The 20682-nt window shown below is 37.5% G+C and carries 22 protein-coding genes; all 22 read left to right on the top strand.

The genetic code is table 11. The annotated features are described in order from the left end of the window. Positions 1 to 154 precede the first annotated feature (154 nt). The 22 genes from VYM24_RS20270 to pheT all read left to right on the top strand — a co-directional run bounded on the left by VYM24_RS20270 (position 155) and on the right by pheT (position 20636). Positions 155 to 1237, top strand: coding sequence for a hypothetical protein (locus VYM24_RS20270; RefSeq protein WP_291549469.1), 1083 nt, complete (start codon positions 155 to 157; stop codon positions 1235 to 1237). After that, positions 1234 to 2376, top strand: coding sequence for a hypothetical protein (locus VYM24_RS20265; protein ID WP_291549468.1), 1143 nt, complete (start codon positions 1234 to 1236; stop codon positions 2374 to 2376). Before VYM24_RS20270 ends, VYM24_RS20265 begins: the two co-directional genes overlap by 4 nt. Positions 2377 to 2399: 23 nt before the next feature. Beyond that, the gene (locus tag VYM24_RS20260) at positions 2400 to 3044 is read left to right on the top strand and encodes an acetyltransferase (protein ID WP_291549465.1); all 645 of its coding nucleotides are present in this window, start codon (positions 2400 to 2402) and stop codon (positions 3042 to 3044) included. A gap of 23 nt (positions 3045 to 3067) precedes the next feature. Next, a complete protein-coding gene (locus VYM24_RS20255) occupies positions 3068 to 3295 on the top strand; it encodes a phosphopantetheine-binding protein (RefSeq protein ID WP_195357095.1) in 228 nt (75 codons plus the stop codon). Then, entirely contained in the window at positions 3295 to 4335 is a 1041-nt protein-coding gene (locus tag VYM24_RS20250; protein WP_291549464.1) for a ketoacyl-ACP synthase III, read from the top strand. Before VYM24_RS20255 ends, VYM24_RS20250 begins: the two co-directional genes overlap by 1 nt. A gap of 2 nt (positions 4336 to 4337) precedes the next feature. Then, the gene (locus VYM24_RS20245; RefSeq protein ID WP_291549462.1) at positions 4338 to 5099 is read left to right on the top strand and encodes an SDR family NAD(P)-dependent oxidoreductase; all 762 of its coding nucleotides are present in this window, start codon (positions 4338 to 4340) and stop codon (positions 5097 to 5099) included. Position 5100: 1 nt separating this feature from the next. Then, positions 5101 to 5859: an SDR family NAD(P)-dependent oxidoreductase gene (locus VYM24_RS20240; RefSeq protein ID WP_291549460.1), complete on the top strand. Its 759-nt coding sequence runs from the start codon at positions 5101 to 5103 to the stop codon at positions 5857 to 5859. A gap of 15 nt (positions 5860 to 5874) precedes the next feature. Then, entirely contained in the window at positions 5875 to 7272 is a 1398-nt protein-coding gene (locus VYM24_RS20235; protein ID WP_330940780.1) for an AMP-binding protein, read from the top strand. Between the two features lie 14 nt (positions 7273 to 7286). Then, complete coding sequence (locus VYM24_RS20230) at positions 7287 to 7526, top strand: acyl carrier protein (RefSeq protein WP_117988831.1); 240 nt, start codon at positions 7287 to 7289, stop codon at positions 7524 to 7526. Between the two features lie 11 nt (positions 7527 to 7537). Continuing rightward, the gene (locus VYM24_RS20225; protein ID WP_330940779.1) at positions 7538 to 8596 is read left to right on the top strand and encodes a 3-oxoacyl-ACP synthase III family protein; all 1059 of its coding nucleotides are present in this window, start codon (positions 7538 to 7540) and stop codon (positions 8594 to 8596) included. Between the two features lie 139 nt (positions 8597 to 8735). After that, positions 8736 to 9080: an acyltransferase gene (locus VYM24_RS20220; RefSeq protein ID WP_330940778.1), complete on the top strand. Its 345-nt coding sequence runs from the start codon at positions 8736 to 8738 to the stop codon at positions 9078 to 9080. A gap of 116 nt (positions 9081 to 9196) precedes the next feature. Next, positions 9197 to 9421: an acyl carrier protein gene (locus tag VYM24_RS20215; protein ID WP_330940777.1), complete on the top strand. Its 225-nt coding sequence runs from the start codon at positions 9197 to 9199 to the stop codon at positions 9419 to 9421. A 2-nt stretch (positions 9422 to 9423) separates the two neighbouring features. Beyond that, the gene (locus VYM24_RS20210; protein ID WP_330940776.1) at positions 9424 to 10482 is read left to right on the top strand and encodes a 3-oxoacyl-ACP synthase III family protein; all 1059 of its coding nucleotides are present in this window, start codon (positions 9424 to 9426) and stop codon (positions 10480 to 10482) included. A 6-nt stretch (positions 10483 to 10488) separates the two neighbouring features. Beyond that, on the top strand, positions 10489 to 11250 hold the full coding sequence (locus tag VYM24_RS20205) for an SDR family NAD(P)-dependent oxidoreductase (protein ID WP_330940775.1): 762 nt from the start codon (positions 10489 to 10491) through the stop codon (positions 11248 to 11250). Between the two features lie 8 nt (positions 11251 to 11258). Next, positions 11259 to 12236: a GNAT family N-acetyltransferase gene (locus VYM24_RS20200; protein ID WP_330940774.1), complete on the top strand. Its 978-nt coding sequence runs from the start codon at positions 11259 to 11261 to the stop codon at positions 12234 to 12236. A 13-nt stretch (positions 12237 to 12249) separates the two neighbouring features. Next, positions 12250 to 13128: a polysaccharide deacetylase family protein gene (locus VYM24_RS20195; protein WP_330940773.1), complete on the top strand. Its 879-nt coding sequence runs from the start codon at positions 12250 to 12252 to the stop codon at positions 13126 to 13128. A gap of 3 nt (positions 13129 to 13131) precedes the next feature. Next, the gene (locus tag VYM24_RS20190; protein ID WP_330940772.1) at positions 13132 to 13740 is read left to right on the top strand and encodes a sugar transferase; all 609 of its coding nucleotides are present in this window, start codon (positions 13132 to 13134) and stop codon (positions 13738 to 13740) included. Next, complete coding sequence (locus VYM24_RS20185; RefSeq protein ID WP_299093360.1) at positions 13741 to 14361, top strand: MBL fold metallo-hydrolase; 621 nt, start codon at positions 13741 to 13743, stop codon at positions 14359 to 14361. Beyond that, the gene (locus VYM24_RS20180) at positions 14282 to 15100 is read left to right on the top strand and encodes a glycosyltransferase family 2 protein (RefSeq protein ID WP_299093358.1); all 819 of its coding nucleotides are present in this window, start codon (positions 14282 to 14284) and stop codon (positions 15098 to 15100) included. The genes VYM24_RS20185 and VYM24_RS20180 overlap by 80 nt, the downstream gene beginning before the upstream one ends. A 43-nt stretch (positions 15101 to 15143) precedes the next feature. Further along, a complete protein-coding gene (locus VYM24_RS20175; protein ID WP_330940771.1) occupies positions 15144 to 16283 on the top strand; it encodes a DegT/DnrJ/EryC1/StrS family aminotransferase in 1140 nt (379 codons plus the stop codon). A 166-nt stretch (positions 16284 to 16449) separates the two neighbouring features. Next, positions 16450 to 18009: a replicative DNA helicase gene (dnaB, locus tag VYM24_RS20170; RefSeq protein WP_330940770.1), complete on the top strand. Its 1560-nt coding sequence runs from the start codon at positions 16450 to 16452 to the stop codon at positions 18007 to 18009. A 164-nt stretch (positions 18010 to 18173) separates the two neighbouring features. Further along, complete coding sequence (pheT, locus tag VYM24_RS20165; protein WP_330940769.1) at positions 18174 to 20636, top strand: phenylalanine--tRNA ligase subunit beta; 2463 nt, start codon at positions 18174 to 18176, stop codon at positions 20634 to 20636. The last annotated feature ends 46 nt before the right edge of the window (positions 20637 to 20682 follow it).

Genomic DNA, 20682 nt, shown 5'->3' with positions numbered 1-20682 from the left:
GAAAATGCAAGAAATGTTCTCGTCTTCTTGGTCACTGAAATTAAATAAGAATAGATTATTATTCTGTTTTTTTGTAACATGCTTATTGTTAACGATGTTCCAATCGAAAAGATTGTATTTTACATGGGGGATACCAACATCGCTTTTATCTGTCATGACTGCTATATCTTGCGTTTGTATTATTTCCCATTATAGAAAAAATTATAGGTATGTTAGTACTTCGGAAATATTGTTTTTGTGTCTAGTATTTTTATTGTATTCATATGAGTTTATTAATGTTGGTGAATTATCTTTGCTTTCTTTGCTATTTCATATAAATGTTGCTTTTATTGCAGCTTTTTTGATAATGTCAAAAGTTGAATTGAAAGAAAGAATTTTAAAACTAGTAATATTATCGACTCAAATAATTGTTGCGATTTCCTTATTTGGTTGGATACTCTATTTACTTCAATTTCCTTTGCCACATTATTTTTCACAAACAGATTCTTTTTATTCTCATGAAGTATACTACCTATTTCTTGTGAACCAAACCTCGGATATTATTTCTATACCAAGATTTGCAGGAATGTTCTTGGAACCTGGGCATTTAGGTACTATGTGTTGCTTTTTACTTCATATTGGTGGATATAAATTAAGTAAGATAGGAAATGTTGTGTTGTTATTAGGTATTATCTTTTCATTATCGTTGGCTGCATACGGACTCCTATTTGGTGGATTTTGTTTGCATCTTCTGTTTGCGAATAAGAAAGGAGGTTTGTATATTTGTACGTTTTTATTATTCGTTGTCGGGATTTGGGGAATTTCAAATAATTATAACCAGGGCTATAATTATTTGAACCAGAAAATTTTTCTTCGTTTAGCCTTTGAAGATGGAGAAATGGCAGGTTCAAATCGGACCACAAATTTTTTCGAGTTACATTTTGAACGATATTTAAAATCATCAGAAACTCTTATGGGAGTGGGACGTGAAGCTTATGATACGAAAGCTGATACAAATATAGTAAATGGTTGTGCAGGCTATAAACGCTTTTTTTATATTCGCGGATGGGTTGGAACATTGCTGTTGTGTTCTTTTCTTATAACTTATATTTTAAAATATAAATCTAACTACACATTTCCTTTTTTTATAGTCTTTGTTGTGGCCAATCTTATACGCGACTACCCATTAAAAGAATTTTGGTTTTTCTTGTTTATATTGGCAATACCCGTTATGAATTCAAAAAAATATATGATATGAATATTTTACATTTATGCTATGATGGAAATTTCATAAATGATAGTGTCTCTGTGTTTGAGAAATACTATCCACAAAAGAATATTTTTTTAGTAGGAAAAGAAAAGAATAAGTGTAGAATATTGAATGCTAGTTCGGTATTTCGCTATATACCATTTTTACGGGAAAATTATTCAGAAATATATCATTTATGTAAACATAGCAATATCGATACAATAGTGTTACATGGCCTACATCGTACTAATGTAGATTTGCTAGCTTATTTGAACGCAGGGAAAATGTATAAAGTATATTGGATATTTTGGGGATATGAATTGTACATTGCATTGGCTCAAGAAGGCAGATATGAATTGTTAGACAAAAAGTTGCATTTTTACTCTGTCAAATCGTATATATATCCAGGGAAATATAATAAATTTTTGAGAAAAATATTAGGCAAAGAGATTATGTGTGATGTCCTAAGAAAAGCCATTCCTTTTATTGATTATTTCTGCTTTTGGAATTATGAAGACTATTTACTCTTTCAGAGAGAATATAATACTAATATTCAGTTTAAATACTTTGCATATCAAGCCATGAATAAAGAAGAGCAAAGTGAAAATAAGATAGAACGTTCTTCTTTTGAAAAAGAAAAAAAAATATTGATCAACCATCAGGCATCTTTATCGGCAAATCATATTTCTATAATGGAAAAGGTGGCATTGATTGATAAATTAAACGAGTACTCTAAAATTATTCCTTTATCTTATGGTTTTTCCTCAATTAGGAATTTGGTCTTGAAAGAGGGAAGAAAAATGTTTGGTGAGCAATTTATTCCTATTCTGTCCTACATGCCAAAAAATGAATATATACGATTGATCGGTAGTGTTGCTGTCGCAATAATTGGCGCTAGAAGACAAGAAGCAGCAGGTAATATAATTGCACTTTTGAAAAATGGAGTAAAGGTCTTTTTGCGTGACGATAATAATTTATTAGCTTATTATCTAAAGAAAGGATATATTATTTTTTCTTTAGATAAAGATTTAAAAACGATGGATGATTTGTTGCCATTATCAGAATTGGAACAGAAACATAATTTTCAATGTTATTGCTCAAATAGAATTTATAATGATGATTTTATGCCAATGTTGATAGAAAAATAATTATTATATTAAATATATTGTATATGCGTGATATTGCTATTTACGGTGCTGGTGGATTTGGTAAAGAGGTAGCTTGCCTTTTAAATCGTATAAATGAAGTGAATCATCAGTGGAATTTGATAGGATTCTTTGATGATATAAAAAAGAAAGGAGATATAATTTCTCATTATGGTGTAGTTCTTGGAAGTGGTGACGATATAAATTATTATCCCACTGATTTGGATATAGTGATTGCAATAGGTAGTCCAGAGGCTATAAAAGAAAAAGTTGCTTTAATTACCAATGAAAGGATAAATTTTCCCAATATAATTGATCCATCCTTTAAAGTGATTGATAAAGAAACATTTGTTATTGGACGAGGAAATATCATACAAGGGGCATGCACAGTCTCGTGTAATGTACATATTGGTGATTTTAATGTAATGAATGGTTCTGTTGTTATTGGTCATGATGTAAATATTGGTAGTTTTAATATTTTCATGCCTGCTACTCGAATTTCAGGTGCAGTCATAATTGATAACAATAATTTTTTTGGTGTGGGATCAATTGTATTGCAGCAGGTCAAAGTCAAAAATAAAATCCGTTTGGGTGCTGGAAGCGTATTAATGTTTTCACCGAAACGTCCAGGATCTTACATTGGAAACCCTGCAAAAATGTTTGATTATTAATTATTAATTATAAAATAAGTTATATGGAATTACAAGATTTTATATCAAAGTTTGCGGAACAGTTTGATGAAACAAATGTAGCTGAATTTGTAGGTTCTACTAAATTTAGAGAATTGGATGAATGGAGTTCATTAATGGCACTTTCCATTATTGCGATGGTTGATGAAGAATATGATATTACTTTGAAGGGGGATGATATGCGTCAAGCAGAGACTATTGAGGAACTGTTTAATATAGTAAAAGGAAAGTAATGGCGTTATTCAACATAACTAAAGTTCGCATTGCAGGTATCTCAGCATGTGTTCCAAAACAAGTTATACGTGTTGAGGACAGTGTAAGAAGTGCTGATTATGATTCTTCTAATTTTGCAGAAAAGACTGGCATAAGAAGTGCACATATTTCTAATGAATATACAGCATCTGACTTGTGTTATTCTGCTGCGGAAAAGTTGATTAGTGATTTGGAATGGAATAAAACTGATATTGATGCTTTATTTTTTGTATCTCAACATCCTGATTATATTCTACCAGCAACTTCTTGCATTTTGCAAGAGCGATTAGGCTTGAGTAAGGAATGTTATGCGATGGATATCTCTCTTGGATGTTCTGGATGGGTATATGGATTGAGTTCGGTGGCTGCTATATTATCTCAAGGTGGCATAAAGAAAGCATTATTGTTAGTTGGTGATGCGAGAAAAAGAGCACTTTGTGAATTTGACCCATTGTTTGGTTATGCTGGAACTGTAACAGCTTTAGAGTATACAGGAAATGAAAGTGACAAGTTTTCATTTCATTTTGGAACTGATGGTAGTGGATATGATGCTATTATTATACCTGATGGAGGTAGTCGAAATCCAGTAACATTAAGATCGTTTGAAATGGAAGATATAGATGGAAAAAAAATGCATCGTCTGCAAACAAGAATGAAGGGAATGGATGTTTTCGCTTTTGGGATTTCTGTTGCTCCAAAGTCCATCAAGAAAGTTGTTGAATTCAGTGAAAAACAAATGTCTGATTATGATTTTTTTATACTACATCAGGCTAATTTGATGATGAATGAAAAAATAAGAAAAAAACTACAACTCGATTCAGAAAGAGTACCATATAGTTTGACTGAGTTTGGAAATACTTCTTCTGCATCAATCCCCTTAACAATACTAACTCAAACAAAAGGAAAAGTTGAAAAGGAAAAAACTAATTGGATTGCTTGTGGTTTTGGTGTAGGACTTTCTTGGGGAACTGTTGCCTTTACAACAAAAGAAATTGTATTGTCAAATTTGATAGAATTATAAATATGTGTCAATATAATCCGTTTTCGTTAGAAGGTAAAATAATTCTTGTCACTGGTGCATCTTCTGGTATAGGAAGAGCAACAGCCATAGAATGTGCTAAAATGGGTGCCTCTTTAGTTATAACTGGGCGAGATGAGAAACGCTTAAAAGAAACTTTTGTAGAATTAGAGGTCTCTGAAAATAGAGTACATATGCAAATTGTGGCAGATTTGTCAACGGAGGACGGTATAAAAGATTTGGTTTGCCAGATTCCTCTTATTGATGGCTGTGTTAGTAATGCAGGGATTGTTGGACTAACTCCGATTCAATTTGTTACTGCTAAAAAAATGGAAGAAATGCAGCAGATTAATTTAAAGGCTCCTGTTTTATTGATTAAGCAAATTCTGAAACAAAAGAAGATACAGTCTCAGGCTTCTATTGTTTTTACTTCTTCTGTTGCGGGGGTTTACCGTGTTTCTATGGGAAATGCTATTTATTCGATGACGAAATGTGGTATTGATGCATATATGCGTTCATCGGCTTTGGAACTTGCAGCGAAGGGGATTAGATGTAATAGTGTTAATCCAGCAATGGTTGAAACTCGAATTTTAGATAGGGGACAATTGACACCTGAACAGTATGAGGCGGATAAGTTAAGGTATCCGCTTAAAAGATATGGAAAACCTGAAGAGGTCGCTTGGGCTATTATATATTTATTGTCTGATGCATCTTCATGGGTAACAGGCACATCTCTTAAATTAGATGGAGGAATGACATTAAGCTGATATGGAAAGATGTTTATATAATAAAGTTTGTATTATTACCGGTGCTGCACAAGGTATCGGTAAATCTATAGCTGAACGTTTTGCTTCGGATGGTGCAATAGTTTATGCTTGCGACCGTGCTGAAGGAGTTATGGATGAATGGGCGAAAGCTTGTTCAGAAGATAATAATACTCGTGTGCTTCCTTTGTATTTTGATGTGACGGATGCTACAGCTGTAAAATCAGCCTTTATGTCCGTATTCAAGCAAGAAGGTCGTATTGATGCACTGATTAACAATGCGGGTGTGGTATTTAATAAGAAAATCGGTATGATATTGCGCCCGGAAACAGAACTGATGTTCCGTGTGAATGTAATAGCTGTAATTGAAATGATTCAGCTGGTTTCTCGTTTGATGGCTCGCAATCACAGTGGTTCTATTGTAAATATAGCATCGGTAACGGCAGTACTAGGTTCACCGGGACAATCTGCTTACTCTGCAACCAAAGGAGCAATCATGGCTTTTACTAAATCTGCAGCTAAAGAATTGGCTCCTTTGGGGATTCGTGTGAATGCTGTTGCCCCGGGTATTGTCAAAACGGAGCGCTTTTCAGAACTTTATGAAGAAAGTGGTGAAAAAATCGATACTCGTATTCAAAAGATTGCTTTAGGACGCTTGGGAACTCCAGAAGACGTTGCTAATGCTTGTGCTTTTCTTGCTTCAGAGCATTCTTCTTATATTTCAGGTCAGATATTGGGAGTTGATGGCTGTGCTTCCATTTAGAATAAAATAAACCAAATGATATTGAATTTAAATAAGCAGGCGCAGGATGCGTTTGCTGCAGTTGATGCTTTGGGGAATACCTTGAAGTATGGTGAGTTGTTGGATTTTTCCGAGAACATATCTACCATTCTTCCCAGTCGTTCCTTATTATTCTTATTGACAGAAAATAATGTCGGAGGTATAGCTTGGAGTATAGGTTGTATTAATTCCGGCAATGTCCCTTTAATATTGAATGCACATATTGAAAAGGAACTTCTTCATAATCTACTTGATATTTACCGCCCTTCTTATGTTTGTGTGCCCTCGTTGATGGCAGTTGACCTGCATTATGAAATGGTGTGTGAATATTATGGCTATATCCTCTTGCGTACAGGAATGGAAGATTGTGAGATGCATCCTGATCTATCTCATCTTTTGCCTACTTCCGGCTCAACAGGTAGTCCCAAGTTGGTACGGCATAAGTATGGTAATATAGAAGCGGCGGCCTTAAATATCTCTACTTTTTTTGGTCTGACTTCCAATGATCGTCCTTTGCTTGTCCTTCCATTATATTATACTATGGGGTTATCAGTGGTATTCAGTCATCTTTATGTTGGAGCTACTGTGTTGATAACCAATCAAAGTATGACCGACAAAGCTTTCTGGATTTTTATGAAAGAACAGCATGCCACCAGTTTTACAGGTGTTCCTTATAGTTTTGAGATATTAAATCTGATGCGCTTTTTCCGTATGGACTTACCTGATTTGACACTGCTTACTCAAGGAGGCGGAAAAATGCCGCGTCAGTTGAATTTGAAATTTGCAGAATACTGTCGTGATAACGGGAAACGCTGGATTGCTACTTACGGACAGTCAGAAGGTACTGCCCGTATGGCTTATCTTCCACCGGAGTATGCAATTTCAAAGTGTGGCAGTATAGGACGTGCGGTTCCGAATGCAGAATTGTCATTGATAGACAGTGATGGCTCTGTAATAGAATTGCCAAATACGGAGGGTGAGATGTGTTATCGCGGCAAAAATGTAACGATGGGGTATGCTCGTAAGCGCGAGGATTTACTGCTGGGTGATGAGCGTAACGGTTTTATGCGTACGGGTGATCTTGCCTATCGGGATGAAGACGGGTGTTATTTCATTGTAGGCCGTATGGGACGCTTCTTAAAACTGTATGGAATGCGTATCGGATTGGATGAGTGTGAACAGATAATTAAAGGTAAATGCCCGATAGAATGTGCCTGTGTGGGTACAGATGAAAAGATGATTGTTTATCTGACCGATGATAAATATGTGACTGCGGTAAAGGAAATATTGGTAGAAAAGACCAGACTTGTGGCGTCGGCTTTTGAGGTGAGAATAATAGATAGTATTCCTAAGAATGAAGCCGGAAAGATATTATACAGTAAGTTGAATTTATAAAAATAGAGAATGTAATGACGAATATTGAAAAATACAATGATGCTTTTGTTGAGGTGTTTGGTGTGGATAGCTCTGTACTAAATGACGATTTCTCGAAAGAGAACGTTGAATCATGGGACTCTGTTCACCAGTTGAATATCATTGCTTTGTTGGAAGAGTCTTTTGATGTGATGTTCGATCCGGAAGATATTATGGAATTCACTTCCTATGGTAAGGGACGTGAAATTTTGAAAAAGTATGATGTTGAACTCTAACGGGTTGCACTATGGCAAGATGGAGAATTAAGAATGTCGGCATGAAAGGAGTAGCTATGGCTGTTCCTGAGAATGTGGTGAAGACATCTGATTTTGATTTTTTCTCTCAGGAAGAGGCGGAAGTATTTGATAATACAGTCGGGATAAAAAGACGTCATATTGCTCCGGATAATATGTGTGCTTCGGATATGTGCCAAGCTGCCGCTGAGAAGTTACTTGAAGAACTGGGATGGGAGAGGGATAGTATTGATGTTCTGCTGTTTGAATCCGTAACGGGTGATTATCGTACTCCGCCCACTTCTTGTATATTGCAAGATAGGTTGTCACTGTCAGAGAACTGTTTTTGCATGGATATCCCTATGGGATGCTGTGGATGCATGTATGCAATAACAGTTGCGGGCAATCTGTTGACGACTGGTAATGTAAAGCGTGCTTTGTTACTTATTGGTGATACGGCATTGCGTATGGGGTCGATGAAGGACAAGAGTCGCGTACCATTGTTTGGTGACTGTGGTACGGCAATAGCTTTAGAATATGACGAGGCGGCTAATGATATTGTTGTTGATTTTCATACTTATGGTAAGGGATATGAAGCATTGATGACTCCTCACGGTGGTTTTCGTCATCCGGCTACACCGGAATCTTTTGAATACGAGGATTTCGGTAATGGTATTGTTCGTGCTCCTATCCATACTCTGATAAATGGAATGAATGTTTTCTCATTCGCAATATCTCGTCCTCCCAAATCTGTAGAGAAATTTTTGGCAGATTATAAAATTAATCGCGATACGGATATTGATTACTTCTTGATTCACCAGGCTAATAAAATGATCGTTGACCGTATCGTTAAGAAGTTAAAACTTCCTCAGGAAAAGGTCCCTTATAATTTGGAAGAGTTTGGTAATTTGGGAGGTGCTTCTATACCTTCATTGATGGTGACACGACTTCGGGAACAATTAATGTCGAAAGAGACCACATTATTAATGTCCTCATTTGGTTTAGGGTTAACATGGGGAACAATGTGGATGAAGACAAAGAAAATAATTATACCTGAAATAGTTAACTGTTAAAGTGAAGTTTACAAATAGGTATGTGGAAGTATAATCTATTTATAATTTTTTCATTGATATGATACTTAGCAGATGTAGAGTGTGGATATATAAAATATTGATAAGATACAATATTTGGATATACAGAACTCTTTATGGCATGGAAATAGGAGAGGGAACCGCCATATCTCGAAAAGCATCACTTGATAAAAGTATTAATCCTAAAGGAATACATATTGGTAGAAATACAAGGATAGTGGGGGGAGTCATTATTCTTGCCCATGATGCTAGTCGTTGTATGAAAGTTGATACTAGGATTGGTGACAACTGCTTTATTGGTGCTAGGGCTATTATTATGCCTGGAGTAACGATTGGTAATGAAGTTGTAGTTGGTGCTGGGGCGGTTGTTACAAAAGATGTTCCGAACAATTGTATAGTAGTGGGAAATCCGGCAAGAATAATTAAAGAAAATATTCATTGCGGAAAATATGGAGTTATGAGTTAACGTCTTATTTAGAAATAGTTTATCGAGAAAGAGATTATGGATGAATTTTAGCATACTGCATGTTAATACTTAATTTTAATTAATATATGTTGTAAAATAATTTTAATTAATATATTATGGATAGGAATGATTTTATAGTAAAGTTTGCGGAACAGTTTGAAGAAACAGAACCTGGAAAAATAACTTATGAGACCCATTTTAGAGATATTGAAGAATGGAGTTCTTTAGTCCATTTGTCAATAATCATGATGTTGGATAGAGAGTATGATGCTGCTATTGATGAAGATGATTTTAATAAGTTGGAAACTGTAGAAGATATATTTAATTATATAAATAAGTAATTATGGGCTTTTTGCAATTTGAGGGAGTCGGTGTTTCCGGTATGTCTGCTTGCGTCCCTCGACGTATTATTCACAACTATGAATATACTGAGTTTTTCTCACAGGCAGAAGTAAAAGAGGTTGTTGATAAGATTGGTATTGTGGAACGTCGCTTTGTTGATGACAAGACTTGTAGTTCAGATTTATGCTTTGCTGCGGCAGAACGTTTAATAAGCGACATGAATATTGATAAATCAGAGATTGATATGTTGATATTTATTTCTCAGACTCCGGATTATCGTATGCCAGCCACTTCAGTAATATTGCAGGAACGTTTGGGATTGTCGCATAAGACAATTGCATTTGATATAAGTTTAGGTTGCTCTGCATTTATATATGGTTTGACAGTGGCTTATTCATATGCACAGCAACCTAATATACGTAAAGTGCTATTGTTAGATGGTGAGACTAGGTCGAAAGTTTACTCTCCTAAAGACCGGAAAACAGCGTTCTTATTTGGTGATGGTGGAGTTGCAGCAATAATAGAAAAAGGTGAGAAATATGGTAAATCATTTTTTTCTTTAAATTCTGATGGTTCTCGTGAATCTTTAATAAAGATAAATGCGGGTGGTTATCGAATTCCTAGTTCTTCGGAAACTGTAAAAGAGAAAGTTGTGGACGAATATGGTAATATCAGAACAGATGAACAAGGATACATGAAGGGAGGGGATGTATTTAATTTTGTTATTCGTGAAATACCTAATGATATTAAGGCAACATTAGAATTTGCTGGGATGAATATTCAAACTATGGATTATTATATATTTCATCAGGCAAATAATTTTATGAATTCTTATCTTGTAAGCAAATTGAAAATTGATGTTAATAAGGTTCCTTCAACTATTAGTAAGTTTGGAAATGTTTCATCTGTGTCTGTGCCGCTGACTATTGTTTCTGAATTAAAAGATAAACTTATAGGAAATCATACAATACTACTGAGTGCTTTTGGAGTTGGAATGACTTGGGCTACTGGTATTGTATCAATGAGTGATTGTTATATAAGTGATATTGTGGAAATTTGATTTGTTATGAAACATAGTCCATTTTCTTTAGAAGGAAAAGTAGTTCTTGTCACCGGTGCCTCGTCAGGAATTGGAGCTCAATGTGCTATAGATTGTAGTAATATGGGAGCTCGTGTTATTCTTGTTGGCAGAAATGAAACAAGATTAAATGAAACTTTAATTCAAATGACAGGGGATGGTCATACTGCTATCTGTTATGATTTAGGAAATCTGAATGGTATTGCAGAGTTGGTTGAACAAATCCATAATAGTTATATACATATTGATGGGCTGATTCATGGGGCAGGGATTGAGAAGACTATACCTTTGAAATTTTTGCTACCACAGGATTATGAGGAAGTATGGCGAATAAATACTTTGAGTGCTTTTGAACTGATAAAATGTATATCCTCTATAAAATATAAAAATACAGGTTGCCATTTTGTTCTGATATCTTCTATTGCATCTGTCATCGGGAGGTTAGGAGTAACTGCATATGCAGCTTCGAAAGGTGCTATGGTTGCTGCAGTGAAGCCGATAGCTCTTGAATTGGCGGCTAAACAGATGACTGTTAATTGTGTTTCACCTGGTACAGTTTTAACTCCAATGATGAACAAATATTTAAGTTCTTTGTCAGAGGAAAACAAACAAAAAAGACTGTCTGGTTTCCCTTTGGGAGTAGGTACGGTAAATGATGTGTCTAATGTTTGTACCTTTCTGTTGAGTAATGCTGCCCGTTGGATTACAGGGCAAAACATTGTGGTAGATGGCGGTTACACTATACAATAATAATTGTAATGAACCAAATCATTTTAAAAAAAACAACAGAACTGGCGGAAAATGAAATGGAACAAGTTTGTATCTTGTTTCATGAAATATTCCCTAAGCATTCAATGACTGTTGAGTCCTTTCGGAATCGATATTTTCAAACTCCTTTAGGTTATTCTATTCATGCTTTATTGAAAGATGAGAACAATGTAGTAATTGGTAGTCATAATCTGGTTCCTTATTATTATGTTTTTAATGGGGTAAAAACATTGTTTGCTTATGGGGCTGGTACTATGATTAAGAAAGAATATCGTAATTTTTTTACATATGAACGCTTGATCAGAGAAAGTCAAAAATATATTGTAGAAAATGAGAAATGTTCCTTTTTGATGGGTTTTCCCAATGCTAACGCTTATCCGATTCAGAAAAAAGGACTAAAAAGAAAGGATATTGGAAATCTATCTACTTATATATTACCAGTTAGAATTGGTAGTATTAAAAAGCAATTTCGACAATTAAATTTTCTATCTGTATTTTTTGCAGAATTGTGGCTATACTTCTCTGTGCTTTCTTTCTCAACTAAAATCAGCAGACCTCTTGTTCATAAAGAGCGAATGTCTTTCAATAAGTTCAGATATTTAGAAAAGGAGGGGAAAACACCTAAATATTCTTTTATAGAGAATAAAGGAATGCATGGAGTCTATCGTGTAATGGATTATGAAGGGATAAAGACAGCTTTTTTATTGGATGTATATCCTTTGTCGAAGAAAAACTTCGATTGGGCTGTGAGAACTGTATACAAACATTGTAGTACACAATTCCTTGATATGATCATGTATGTCGGGTATCTTCCTTTTACACCAATGACTCTGATAAAGGTGCCGGAGAAATTAGAACCTAAAAAGTTTCATTTTGTAGGTACTATATTTGATCACGATTTGATAGATGAGAGGATATTTGATATTGAAAATTGGGAAGTAAGCCTTGCTGATTATGATTTAATATAATTAAGATGATAAAATGAATATATTATCTTTTGATATTGAGGAATGGTATATTGAAAAGCACTTTAAGGGTGGACGAAAAGAGAAATATCGTCAGTATGATAAGTTGTTTGATTGGATTTTGAATACACTTGATAAAAGTAATTCCAAAGCAACATTCTTCTGTGTGGGTCAATTAGCTGTAGAGTTTCCAGAGGTATTGAAAAGAATTTCTGATAATGGTCACGAAGTAGGTAGTCATTCAAATCGGCATCTGTGGATAAACAAGATGACTAGACAGGAATTTGCAGAAGATACACGTATTGCTGTGCAAGAAATCGAGAATTTGATTGGCAAAAAAGTAAGCAGTTTCCGTGCACCGGCTTTCTCAATAGGGAAAGATAATGACTGGGCATTTGAAATATTGGCAGAAAATGGGATTGAATATGATTGTTCTGTTTTTCCAGCTAGTCGGGATTTGGGAGGATTTCCCCAGTTTACTTCGACTATACCTTCGTTGGTTAAAAAGAACGATTATACGATTAAGGAGTTGCCAGTCTGTCCTGCCAGATTAATGGGAAAAGCGGTACCATTTTCGGGTGGCGGCTATTTCAGATTAGTGCCATTGTGGTTGCATAAGGAACTTATTAGTCACATGGATTATGTGATGTTCTATTTTCATATCAATGATTTAATCGAACAGAGTTCAAAGTTCATGACTAAGCAGGAATTTGAAGAATACTATAAAGAACCTGGTACATTAAAGAACCGTATAACCCGTTATGTAAAGACAAACATTGGTAAAGGAGGAGCGTTGAATAAATTGGATACTTTACTAGGGAATTATTCATTCTGTAATGTACAGCAAGCTGCTGAGTCGATAGATTGGAATAAACAACCGTTAATTGAACTGTAGATTATGTATAAGAACGGATTAAAACGTGCGATAGATTTTCTTATTGTATTATGTGCCTTACTTATCATTTGGCCAATCTTACTTATTATTATCATTTTCCTTTATTTTGCTAATAAAGGTGCCGGTGTCTTCTTTACCCAGGATCGTCCCGGGAAAAATGCCCAGATATTTAAGGCTATTAAATTTAAGACTATGACGGATGAACGGGACGCAGAAGGTAATCTGTTGCCGGATGACGTTCGTCTGACAAAGGTCGGAAAAATAGTTCGTTCTCTTTCCATAGATGAATTGCCGCAGTTAATCAACGTTCTAAAGGGAGATATGGCATTAGTAGGACCTCGTCCTTTGTTAATCAAGTATCTTCCTATATATTCGGAAGAGCAATACCGCCGTCATGAAATTCGTCCGGGAATTACGGGTTGGGCACAAGTGAATGGTCGGAATAGCATATCCTGGACTAAGAAATTTGAACTGGATGTTTGGTATGTGGATCATATCTCTTTCTGGCTGGATATAAAGATAATCTTCCTTACAATCAAAAAAGTATTTATTCGTGAAGGAATAAATATGGAAGGAAGTGCAACTACAGAACCATTTAATGGACATAATTAAATGTATATCCATCGGATCATAAACAGTGTGTTTACTTCAAATACGTATATTCTTACCAGTGAGGGGCCGTCGACTTTTTTAATAGACATCGGTGATGTTCAGCCTGTAAAGGAGTGGCTGGATAACGATGGAAAAGTTGTGAAGGCAGTATTCCTGACTCATACTCACTATGATCATATTTATGGGATCAGGGAACTGATAAAAGCATATCCGGATTGTATCATTTATACTTCCTCTTTTGGAAAGGAAGCTCTGGGCTCTGACAAGTTAAATTTCTCACGTTATCATAATGATCCCATTGTATGGACTGAAAATAATATCAGCATACTGGGAGAGGGTGATAAAATAGAAATTACTACTGGAAATGTTTTGGAAGTACTGGAGACACCGGGACATGATAAAAGTTGCTTAACTTATAAATTGGGTAATGATGTTTTTTCAGGCGATTCATATATTCCCGGTGTGAAAGTAATAGCTTCATTTCCGAACAGCCATAAAACGGATGCCGTAAAATCAAAAGAGCGTATTGTTCGCTTGGCGGATGGACGTAACTTGTACCCCGGACATGGAGATGCTTATATCCATTATAACGGTTGTATTGAACAGGGAGGCAACGGTTGAAGATACGCTTCGGTCTGTTCTGACTCAAACTTATCCTCACATAGAGTGTATTGTTGTTGACGGAGGTTCCGTAGATAATACCGTTTCTACAATAGAAAAGTATGTTCCTTTGTTTGAAGGACGACTGAAATATATCAGTGAAGCAGATTCCGGTGTTTATGAAGCCATGAACAAAGGATTGCGGATGGCTGCGGGAGATGTTGTCGGTTATCTGAATTCTGACGATGTTTTTAAAGACCGGTATGTAATAGAAACAATAGCCCAAACTTTTGAAAAGCCGGAGATTGATGCTGTATTTGGGAATGTGTTGTATAGAAGAAGGAATGACGAACGATTGCTTCGTAGATATTCGGGTAATTATTTTAATCCCGGGATGTTGCCCTATGGCATAATGCCTCCCCATCCTTCTTTTTATGCAAGAAAATCGTGTTATATAAAGTCCGGAGGATTTAATTCGAATTTCCGGATTGCCGGTGACTATGAATTGTTTTTGCGTTTTTTCCTGAAGGAAAGGATTTGCTACCGCTATCTTGATCTTGACGTAGTAGTGATGCGCTTCGGTGGGATTAGCAATAGGAGTTTTTATAGTGTATTATGTGGGAATAGCATTGAACTTATGAAGGCGTGTAGAATTAACGGTATATATACGAATTGGCTTATACTTTTTTCCCGCTTTTTTATGAAAGTGGGAGGAGTTATCCGATGGTTGATAGTGCCTCATTATATTTGGCGGAAATAACCATCCCTCTTTTCGATTTATAGTTTTATAATCACATAATTTTATGGACAAGAGAATTTATCTTTGCCTTGCTCACATGAGCGGCAAGGAGCAGGCTTTTATAAAGGAAGCTTTCGATACTAACTGGGTTGTTCCTTTAGGCCCCAACGTGAATGCTTTCGAAGATGAACTGAAACATTTTGTAGGACAGGATAAGGAAGTTGTAGCTTTGTCTGCGGGTACGGCGGCCATCCATTTGGGATTAATCCAACTTGGTGTAGGAGTCGGTGATGAGGTTATCTGCCAGTCGTTTACGTTCTGCGCGTCAGCCAATCCTGTAGCTTACCAGGGAGCTAACCCTGTGTTTGTCGACAGTGAGGAGGATACCTGGAATATGGACCCTGTTTTGCTGGAAGAAGCCATCAAAGACAGAATCTCGAAGACAGGTAAGAAGCCTAAAGCTATTCTTCCTGTTCATCTTTACGGTATGCCTGCCAGAATTGATGAGATTTGCGCGATAGCCGCTAAATATGATATTCCAGTGCTGGAGGATGCTGCGGAAGCTTTAGGCTCTGAGTTTAATGGCCGGAAATGTGGTACGTTCGGTACCTTTGGCGTGTTGTCTTTTAACGGTAACAAGATGATCACGACTTCGGGTGGTGGCGCTTTGATCGTTCCTGATGAAAGCACCAAGAAGCAGACAATGTTTTACGCTACGCAGGCTCGTGAACCTTTCCCTCATTACCAGCATGAAAAGATCGGTTACAATTATCGTATGAGCAATATTTGTGCGGGTATCGGTCGTGGTCAGATGACCGTATTGGATGAGCATATTGCGCATCACCGTCATGTACATGCTCTTTATGAGAAGGCTTTTGAAGGTGTGGACGGTATTACGTTGAAATCTAATCCTGATGATCGTTTCAACGCTAATTATTGGCTGTCTACTATTCTGATAGATCCTGTGAAGACCGGTACTACCTATGATGAAGTCCGCCGTAACCTGGATGAACGGGGAATTGAGACCCGTCCCTTGTGGAAACCTATGCATTTGCAGCCTGTCTATGCCCATAATCCTTGTTATGTGAATGGTGTTTCTGAACGTTTGTTTAATATGGGTTTATGTATTCCTGCCGGTCCTTGGGTGACGGATGAAGATGTGGCATATATTGTAGAGCAAATAAAGGCATGTTGTAAAGGGTGATAGTTGTTATTTAGAGGTAATGACTATTTAAAAATAACTTTGATAGAATGTAAAGAGCTATTTCTGAATTTCAGGAGTAGCTCTTTTTTTGTTTGGTAGAATAGGGATGATTTTGATTAATAAGCATTATCTTTGCCATCCCTTTAATAATTCATAGTATTAAAAAATGGCAGAACAGAGAAAAGCTCCCCGAAGCAATAGTAAGGCAAAAATACAGCCCGTAAATGACTACGGACGTATCCAGCCGCAAGCACCGGAACTGGAAGAGGCTGTATTGGGAGCATTGATGATAGAGAAAGACGCTTATTCGTTAGTAAGTGAAATTCTTCGTCCGGAGTCTTTTTATGAGCACCGGCACCAGTTGATTTATTCCGCTATCACCGACCTGGCTGTGAATCAGAAACCGGTGGATATCCTTACGGTAAAGGAGCAACTTGCTAAACGCGGTGATTTGGAGGAAGTGGGCGGTCCGTTTTATATAACTCAGTTAAGTAGTAAGGTTGCCTCTTCAGCGCATATTGAATATCACGCCCGCATCATTGCACAGAAGGCATTGGCTCGTGAATTGATTACATTTACCAGCAATGTTCAGAGTAAAGCTTTCGATGAAACTCTGGACGTAGATGATTTGATGCAGGAAGCTGAAGGAAGATTGTTTGAGATCTCTCAGCAGAACATGAAGAAGGATTATACGCAGATTAATCCTGTCATTGCCGAAGCGTATCAGTTAATTCAGACAGCGGCTGCCCGTACGGACGGTTTAAGTGGTTTGGAGAGCGGTTTTACCAAACTTGACAAGATGACTTCCGGTTGGCAGAAATCGGACCTTATTATTATTGCTGCCCGTCCGGCAATGGGAAAGACGGCATTCGTACTTTCTATGGCAAAGAATATTGCAGTGAATTATCGTAATCCGGTAGCTGTGTTCTCTCTTGAAATGAGTAACGTACAGTTGGTGAATCGTTTGATCTCCAACGCGTGCGAAATTCCGAGTGAGAAAATTAAGAGCGGACAGCTGGCGGATTATGAATGGCAACAGTTGGATTATAAGTTGCGTGATCTTTTGGATGCTCCGCTGTATGTAGATGATACACCTTCATTGTCAGTGTTTGAACTTCGTACAAAAGCTCGTCGTCTGGTACGCGAACATGGAGTAAGGATTATTATTATCGACTACCTTCAGTTGATGAATGCGAGTGGGATGTCATTCGGTAGCCGTCAGGAAGAGGTAAGTACGATTTCACGTTCGTTGAAGGGGTTGGCGAAAGAGTTGAATATTCCTATTATTGCTTTGTCGCAGTTGAATCGTGGTGTGGAAAGTCGTGAAGGTGAAGAAGGTAAACGTCCGCAGTTAAGTGACTTGCGTGAGTCGGGAGCCATTGAGCAGGATGCCGATATGGTATGTTTTATTCACCGTCCTGAATATTATAAGATTTATACCTCACAAGATGGAACCGATTTACGTGGTATGGCAGAAATTATTATTGCCAAGCATCGTAATGGTGCGGTAGGTGATGTTCGTTTGCGTTTTATCGGTCAGTACACCCGTTTCCAGAATCCGGAAGATGATATGGTGATTCCGCATCCGGCAGAAGGTGGTGGAGCAACCTTTGGTTCTAAAATGAATGCAGTAAGTGATGGCAGTGTGCCGCCTCCGGCTGAGTTTGCCCCTCAAACAGACAATCCATTTGGTGGGGTGGGATCGGATGGACCGTTGCCATTCTAAATTAATGGTAAAATTACATAAGCATTTTAATATTGCAGCCGGAATTACTTTTTATCATGTAGTTTCGGCTGTTTTCATTATTTTCTTGATGGATAATTCCCTGTCATCCAAAAAAACTTTGTAATTTTGCAGGTCACTTTTGGAAACAATAAAAAATTAATGATATGAATATCTCTTATAATTGGTTGAAGGAGTATGTCGATTTCGATTTGACACCGGAAGAAGTTGCCGCTGCATTAACTTCTATTGGCTTGGAAACGGGAAGTGTAGAAGAAGTGCAAACGATTAAAGGAGGACTGGAAGGTCTCGTTATCGGTGAGGTATTGACATGCATTCCTCATCCGAATTCAGACCACATGCACGTGACTACTGTGAATCTGGGACAGGGGGAACCTGTGCAGATCGTATGCGGTGCACCGAATGTGGCTGCCGGTCAGAAAGTGGTAATTGCCACTTTGGGTGCAAAACTCTATGACGGAGATGAATGTTTTACGATTAAAAAGTCAAAACTCCGTGGTGTTGAGTCCAATGGGATGATTTGCGCTGAAGATGAAATCGGTATTGGTACAGATCATGCGGGTATCATTGTTCTGCCGGCTGATGCAGTTCCGGGAACTCTTGCCAAAGATTATTATAATATCAAGAGCGACTATGTGCTGGAAGTGGATATCACTCCGAATCGTGCCGATGCTTGTTCTCACTATGGGGTAGCTCGTGATTTGTACGCTTATCTGGTGCAAAATAACAAACCGACTTCTCTGAAGAAACCGTCTGTAGATGCTTTTGCCATTGAAAATCATGATCTGGATATCAATGTTACAGTTGAAAACAGTGAAGCTTGCCCTCGCTATGCCGGTGTAACGGTGAAAGGCGTAACAGTAAAAGAAAGTCCGGAATGGTTGCAGAATAAACTCCGTATCATCGGACTGCGTCCTATCAACAATGTAGTGGATATCACGAATTACATTGTTCATGCATTCGGCCAGCCATTGCACTGCTTTGATGCAGATAAAATTAAAGGTGGCGAAGTAGTGGTGAAGACAATGCCTGAAGGTACTCCGTTTGTCACGTTGGATGGCGTGGAACGTAAATTATCTGATCGTGACCTGATGATTTGTGACACGGAAAAGCCGATGTGTATTGCCGGTGTATTCGGTGGTCTGGATTCCGGTTCTACGGAAACTACCAAAGATGTTTTCATAGAAAGCGCTTATTTCCATCCGACATGGGTTCGTAAGACAGCTCGTCGTCACGGACTGAATACAGATGCTTCTTTCCGCTTTGAAAGAGGCATTGACCCCAATATCACTATTTACTGTCTGAAATTGGCCGCCTTGATGGTGAAAGAGCTGGCTGGTGGTACTATTTCTTCTGAAGTAAAGGATGTTTGTGCAACTCCTGCTCAGGATTTCATCGTAGAGTTATCTTATGAGAAGGTGCATTCGTTGGTAGGTAAAGTGATTCCGGTGGAGACAATCAAGAGCATTGTTACCAGTCTGGAGATGAAAATAACCAATGAGACGGCAGAAGGATTGACTTTGGCGGTTCCTCCTTATCGTGTAGACGTGCAACGCGATTGTGATGTTATTGAAGATATTCTCCGTATTTATGGATATAATAATGTTGAAATACCGTCTACGCTGAAGTCTAGCTTGACTACGAAGGGCGAACATGATAAGTCTAACAAGTTGCAGAACCTGGTGGCTGAACAGTTGGTAGGTTGTGGTTTCAATGAGATTCTGAATAACTCACTGACACGTGCCGGCTATTATGACGGTATGGAAACTTATCCTTCTAAAAACTTGGTGATGCTACTGAATCCGTTGAGTACAGACCTGAATGCCATGCGTCAGACTTTGTTGTTCGGTGGATTGGAAAGTATCTCTCATAATGCTAACCGTAAGAATGCCGACCTGAAATTCTTTGAATTCGGAAATTGCTATTATTTCAATGAAGAAAAGAAGAATCCCGAAAAGTCATTGGCTGCTTACACTGAGAATTATCATCTCGGGTTGTGGGTAACGGGTAAAAAAGTATCCAATTCATGGGCGCATGCTGATGAAGAAAGCTCTGTATATGAGTTGAAGGCTTACGTGGAGAATATTTTCCAGCGTTTAGGGCTGAATATGAGAAATCTGGTTGTAGGTAACCTGACGGATGATATTTATGCTGCTGCCTTGTCTGTACAGACTAAGGGTGGAAAGCGTCTTGCTACATTCGGCATCGTAACAAAGAAGATTCTGAAAGCTTTCGACATTGACAATGAAGTATATTACGCTGACCTGAATTGGAAAGAGCTGATGAAAGCCATCCGTTCTGTAAAGATCAGCTATACGGAAGTTTCCAAATTTCCGGCTGTGAAGCGTGACCTTGCCTTGTTGATTGATAAGAAGGTGCAGTTTGCCGAAATAGAGAAGATTGCTTATGAGACAGAGAAGAAATTGCTGAAAGATGTATCTCTCTTCGATGTTTATGAAGGTAAGAATCTGGAAGCCGGCAAAAAGTCGTATGCAGTCAGCTTCCTGTTGCAAGATGAGGCACAGACACTGAACGATAAGATGATCGATAAGATCATGTCGAAACTCGTGAAGAATCTGGAAGATAAGTTGGATGCAAAGCTTCGCTAATTGATAATTAAAACAATTAATAATTAAACATTAAAATATAATTCCA

This window comes from Bacteroides sp. MSB163 (assembly GCF_036416795.1).
Classification (GTDB): Bacteria; Bacteroidota; Bacteroidia; order Bacteroidales; family Bacteroidaceae; genus Bacteroides; species Bacteroides maternus.
Note: the sequence above shows the minus strand (reverse complement) of the source record. Positions and strands in the feature narration are given on the sequence as shown.

Bases quoted from the DNA above. Each gene is read 5' to 3' on its own strand.
- VYM24_RS20270 (WP_291549469.1), top strand. From the start codon at position 155: ATGACTGCTATATCTTGCGTTTGTATTATTTCCCATTATAGAAAAAAT.
- VYM24_RS20265 (WP_291549468.1), top strand. From the start codon at position 1,234: ATGAATATTTTACATTTATGCTATGATGGAAATTTCATAAATGATAGT.
- VYM24_RS20260 (WP_291549465.1), top strand. From the start codon at position 2,400: ATGCGTGATATTGCTATTTACGGTGCTGGTGGATTTGGTAAAGAGGTA.
- VYM24_RS20255 (WP_195357095.1), top strand. From the start codon at position 3,068: ATGGAATTACAAGATTTTATATCAAAGTTTGCGGAACAGTTTGATGAA.
- VYM24_RS20250 (WP_291549464.1), top strand. From the start codon at position 3,295: ATGGCGTTATTCAACATAACTAAAGTTCGCATTGCAGGTATCTCAGCA.
- VYM24_RS20245 (WP_291549462.1), top strand. From the start codon at position 4,338: ATGTGTCAATATAATCCGTTTTCGTTAGAAGGTAAAATAATTCTTGTC.
- VYM24_RS20240 (WP_291549460.1), top strand. From the start codon at position 5,101: ATGGAAAGATGTTTATATAATAAAGTTTGTATTATTACCGGTGCTGCA.
- VYM24_RS20235 (WP_330940780.1), top strand. From the start codon at position 5,875: ATGATATTGAATTTAAATAAGCAGGCGCAGGATGCGTTTGCTGCAGTT.
- VYM24_RS20230 (WP_117988831.1), top strand. From the start codon at position 7,287: ATGACGAATATTGAAAAATACAATGATGCTTTTGTTGAGGTGTTTGGT.
- VYM24_RS20225 (WP_330940779.1), top strand. From the start codon at position 7,538: ATGGCAAGATGGAGAATTAAGAATGTCGGCATGAAAGGAGTAGCTATG.
- VYM24_RS20220 (WP_330940778.1), top strand. From the start codon at position 8,736: ATGGAAATAGGAGAGGGAACCGCCATATCTCGAAAAGCATCACTTGAT.
- VYM24_RS20215 (WP_330940777.1), top strand. From the start codon at position 9,197: ATGGATAGGAATGATTTTATAGTAAAGTTTGCGGAACAGTTTGAAGAA.
- VYM24_RS20210 (WP_330940776.1), top strand. From the start codon at position 9,424: ATGGGCTTTTTGCAATTTGAGGGAGTCGGTGTTTCCGGTATGTCTGCT.
- VYM24_RS20205 (WP_330940775.1), top strand. From the start codon at position 10,489: ATGAAACATAGTCCATTTTCTTTAGAAGGAAAAGTAGTTCTTGTCACC.
- VYM24_RS20200 (WP_330940774.1), top strand. From the start codon at position 11,259: ATGAACCAAATCATTTTAAAAAAAACAACAGAACTGGCGGAAAATGAA.
- VYM24_RS20195 (WP_330940773.1), top strand. From the start codon at position 12,250: ATGAATATATTATCTTTTGATATTGAGGAATGGTATATTGAAAAGCAC.
- VYM24_RS20190 (WP_330940772.1), top strand. From the start codon at position 13,132: ATGTATAAGAACGGATTAAAACGTGCGATAGATTTTCTTATTGTATTA.
- VYM24_RS20185 (WP_299093360.1), top strand. From the start codon at position 13,741: ATGTATATCCATCGGATCATAAACAGTGTGTTTACTTCAAATACGTAT.
- VYM24_RS20180 (WP_299093358.1), top strand. From the start codon at position 14,282: ATGGACGTAACTTGTACCCCGGACATGGAGATGCTTATATCCATTATA.
- VYM24_RS20175 (WP_330940771.1), top strand. From the start codon at position 15,144: ATGGACAAGAGAATTTATCTTTGCCTTGCTCACATGAGCGGCAAGGAG.
- dnaB (WP_330940770.1), top strand. From the start codon at position 16,450: ATGGCAGAACAGAGAAAAGCTCCCCGAAGCAATAGTAAGGCAAAAATA.
- pheT (WP_330940769.1), top strand. From the start codon at position 18,174: ATGAATATCTCTTATAATTGGTTGAAGGAGTATGTCGATTTCGATTTG.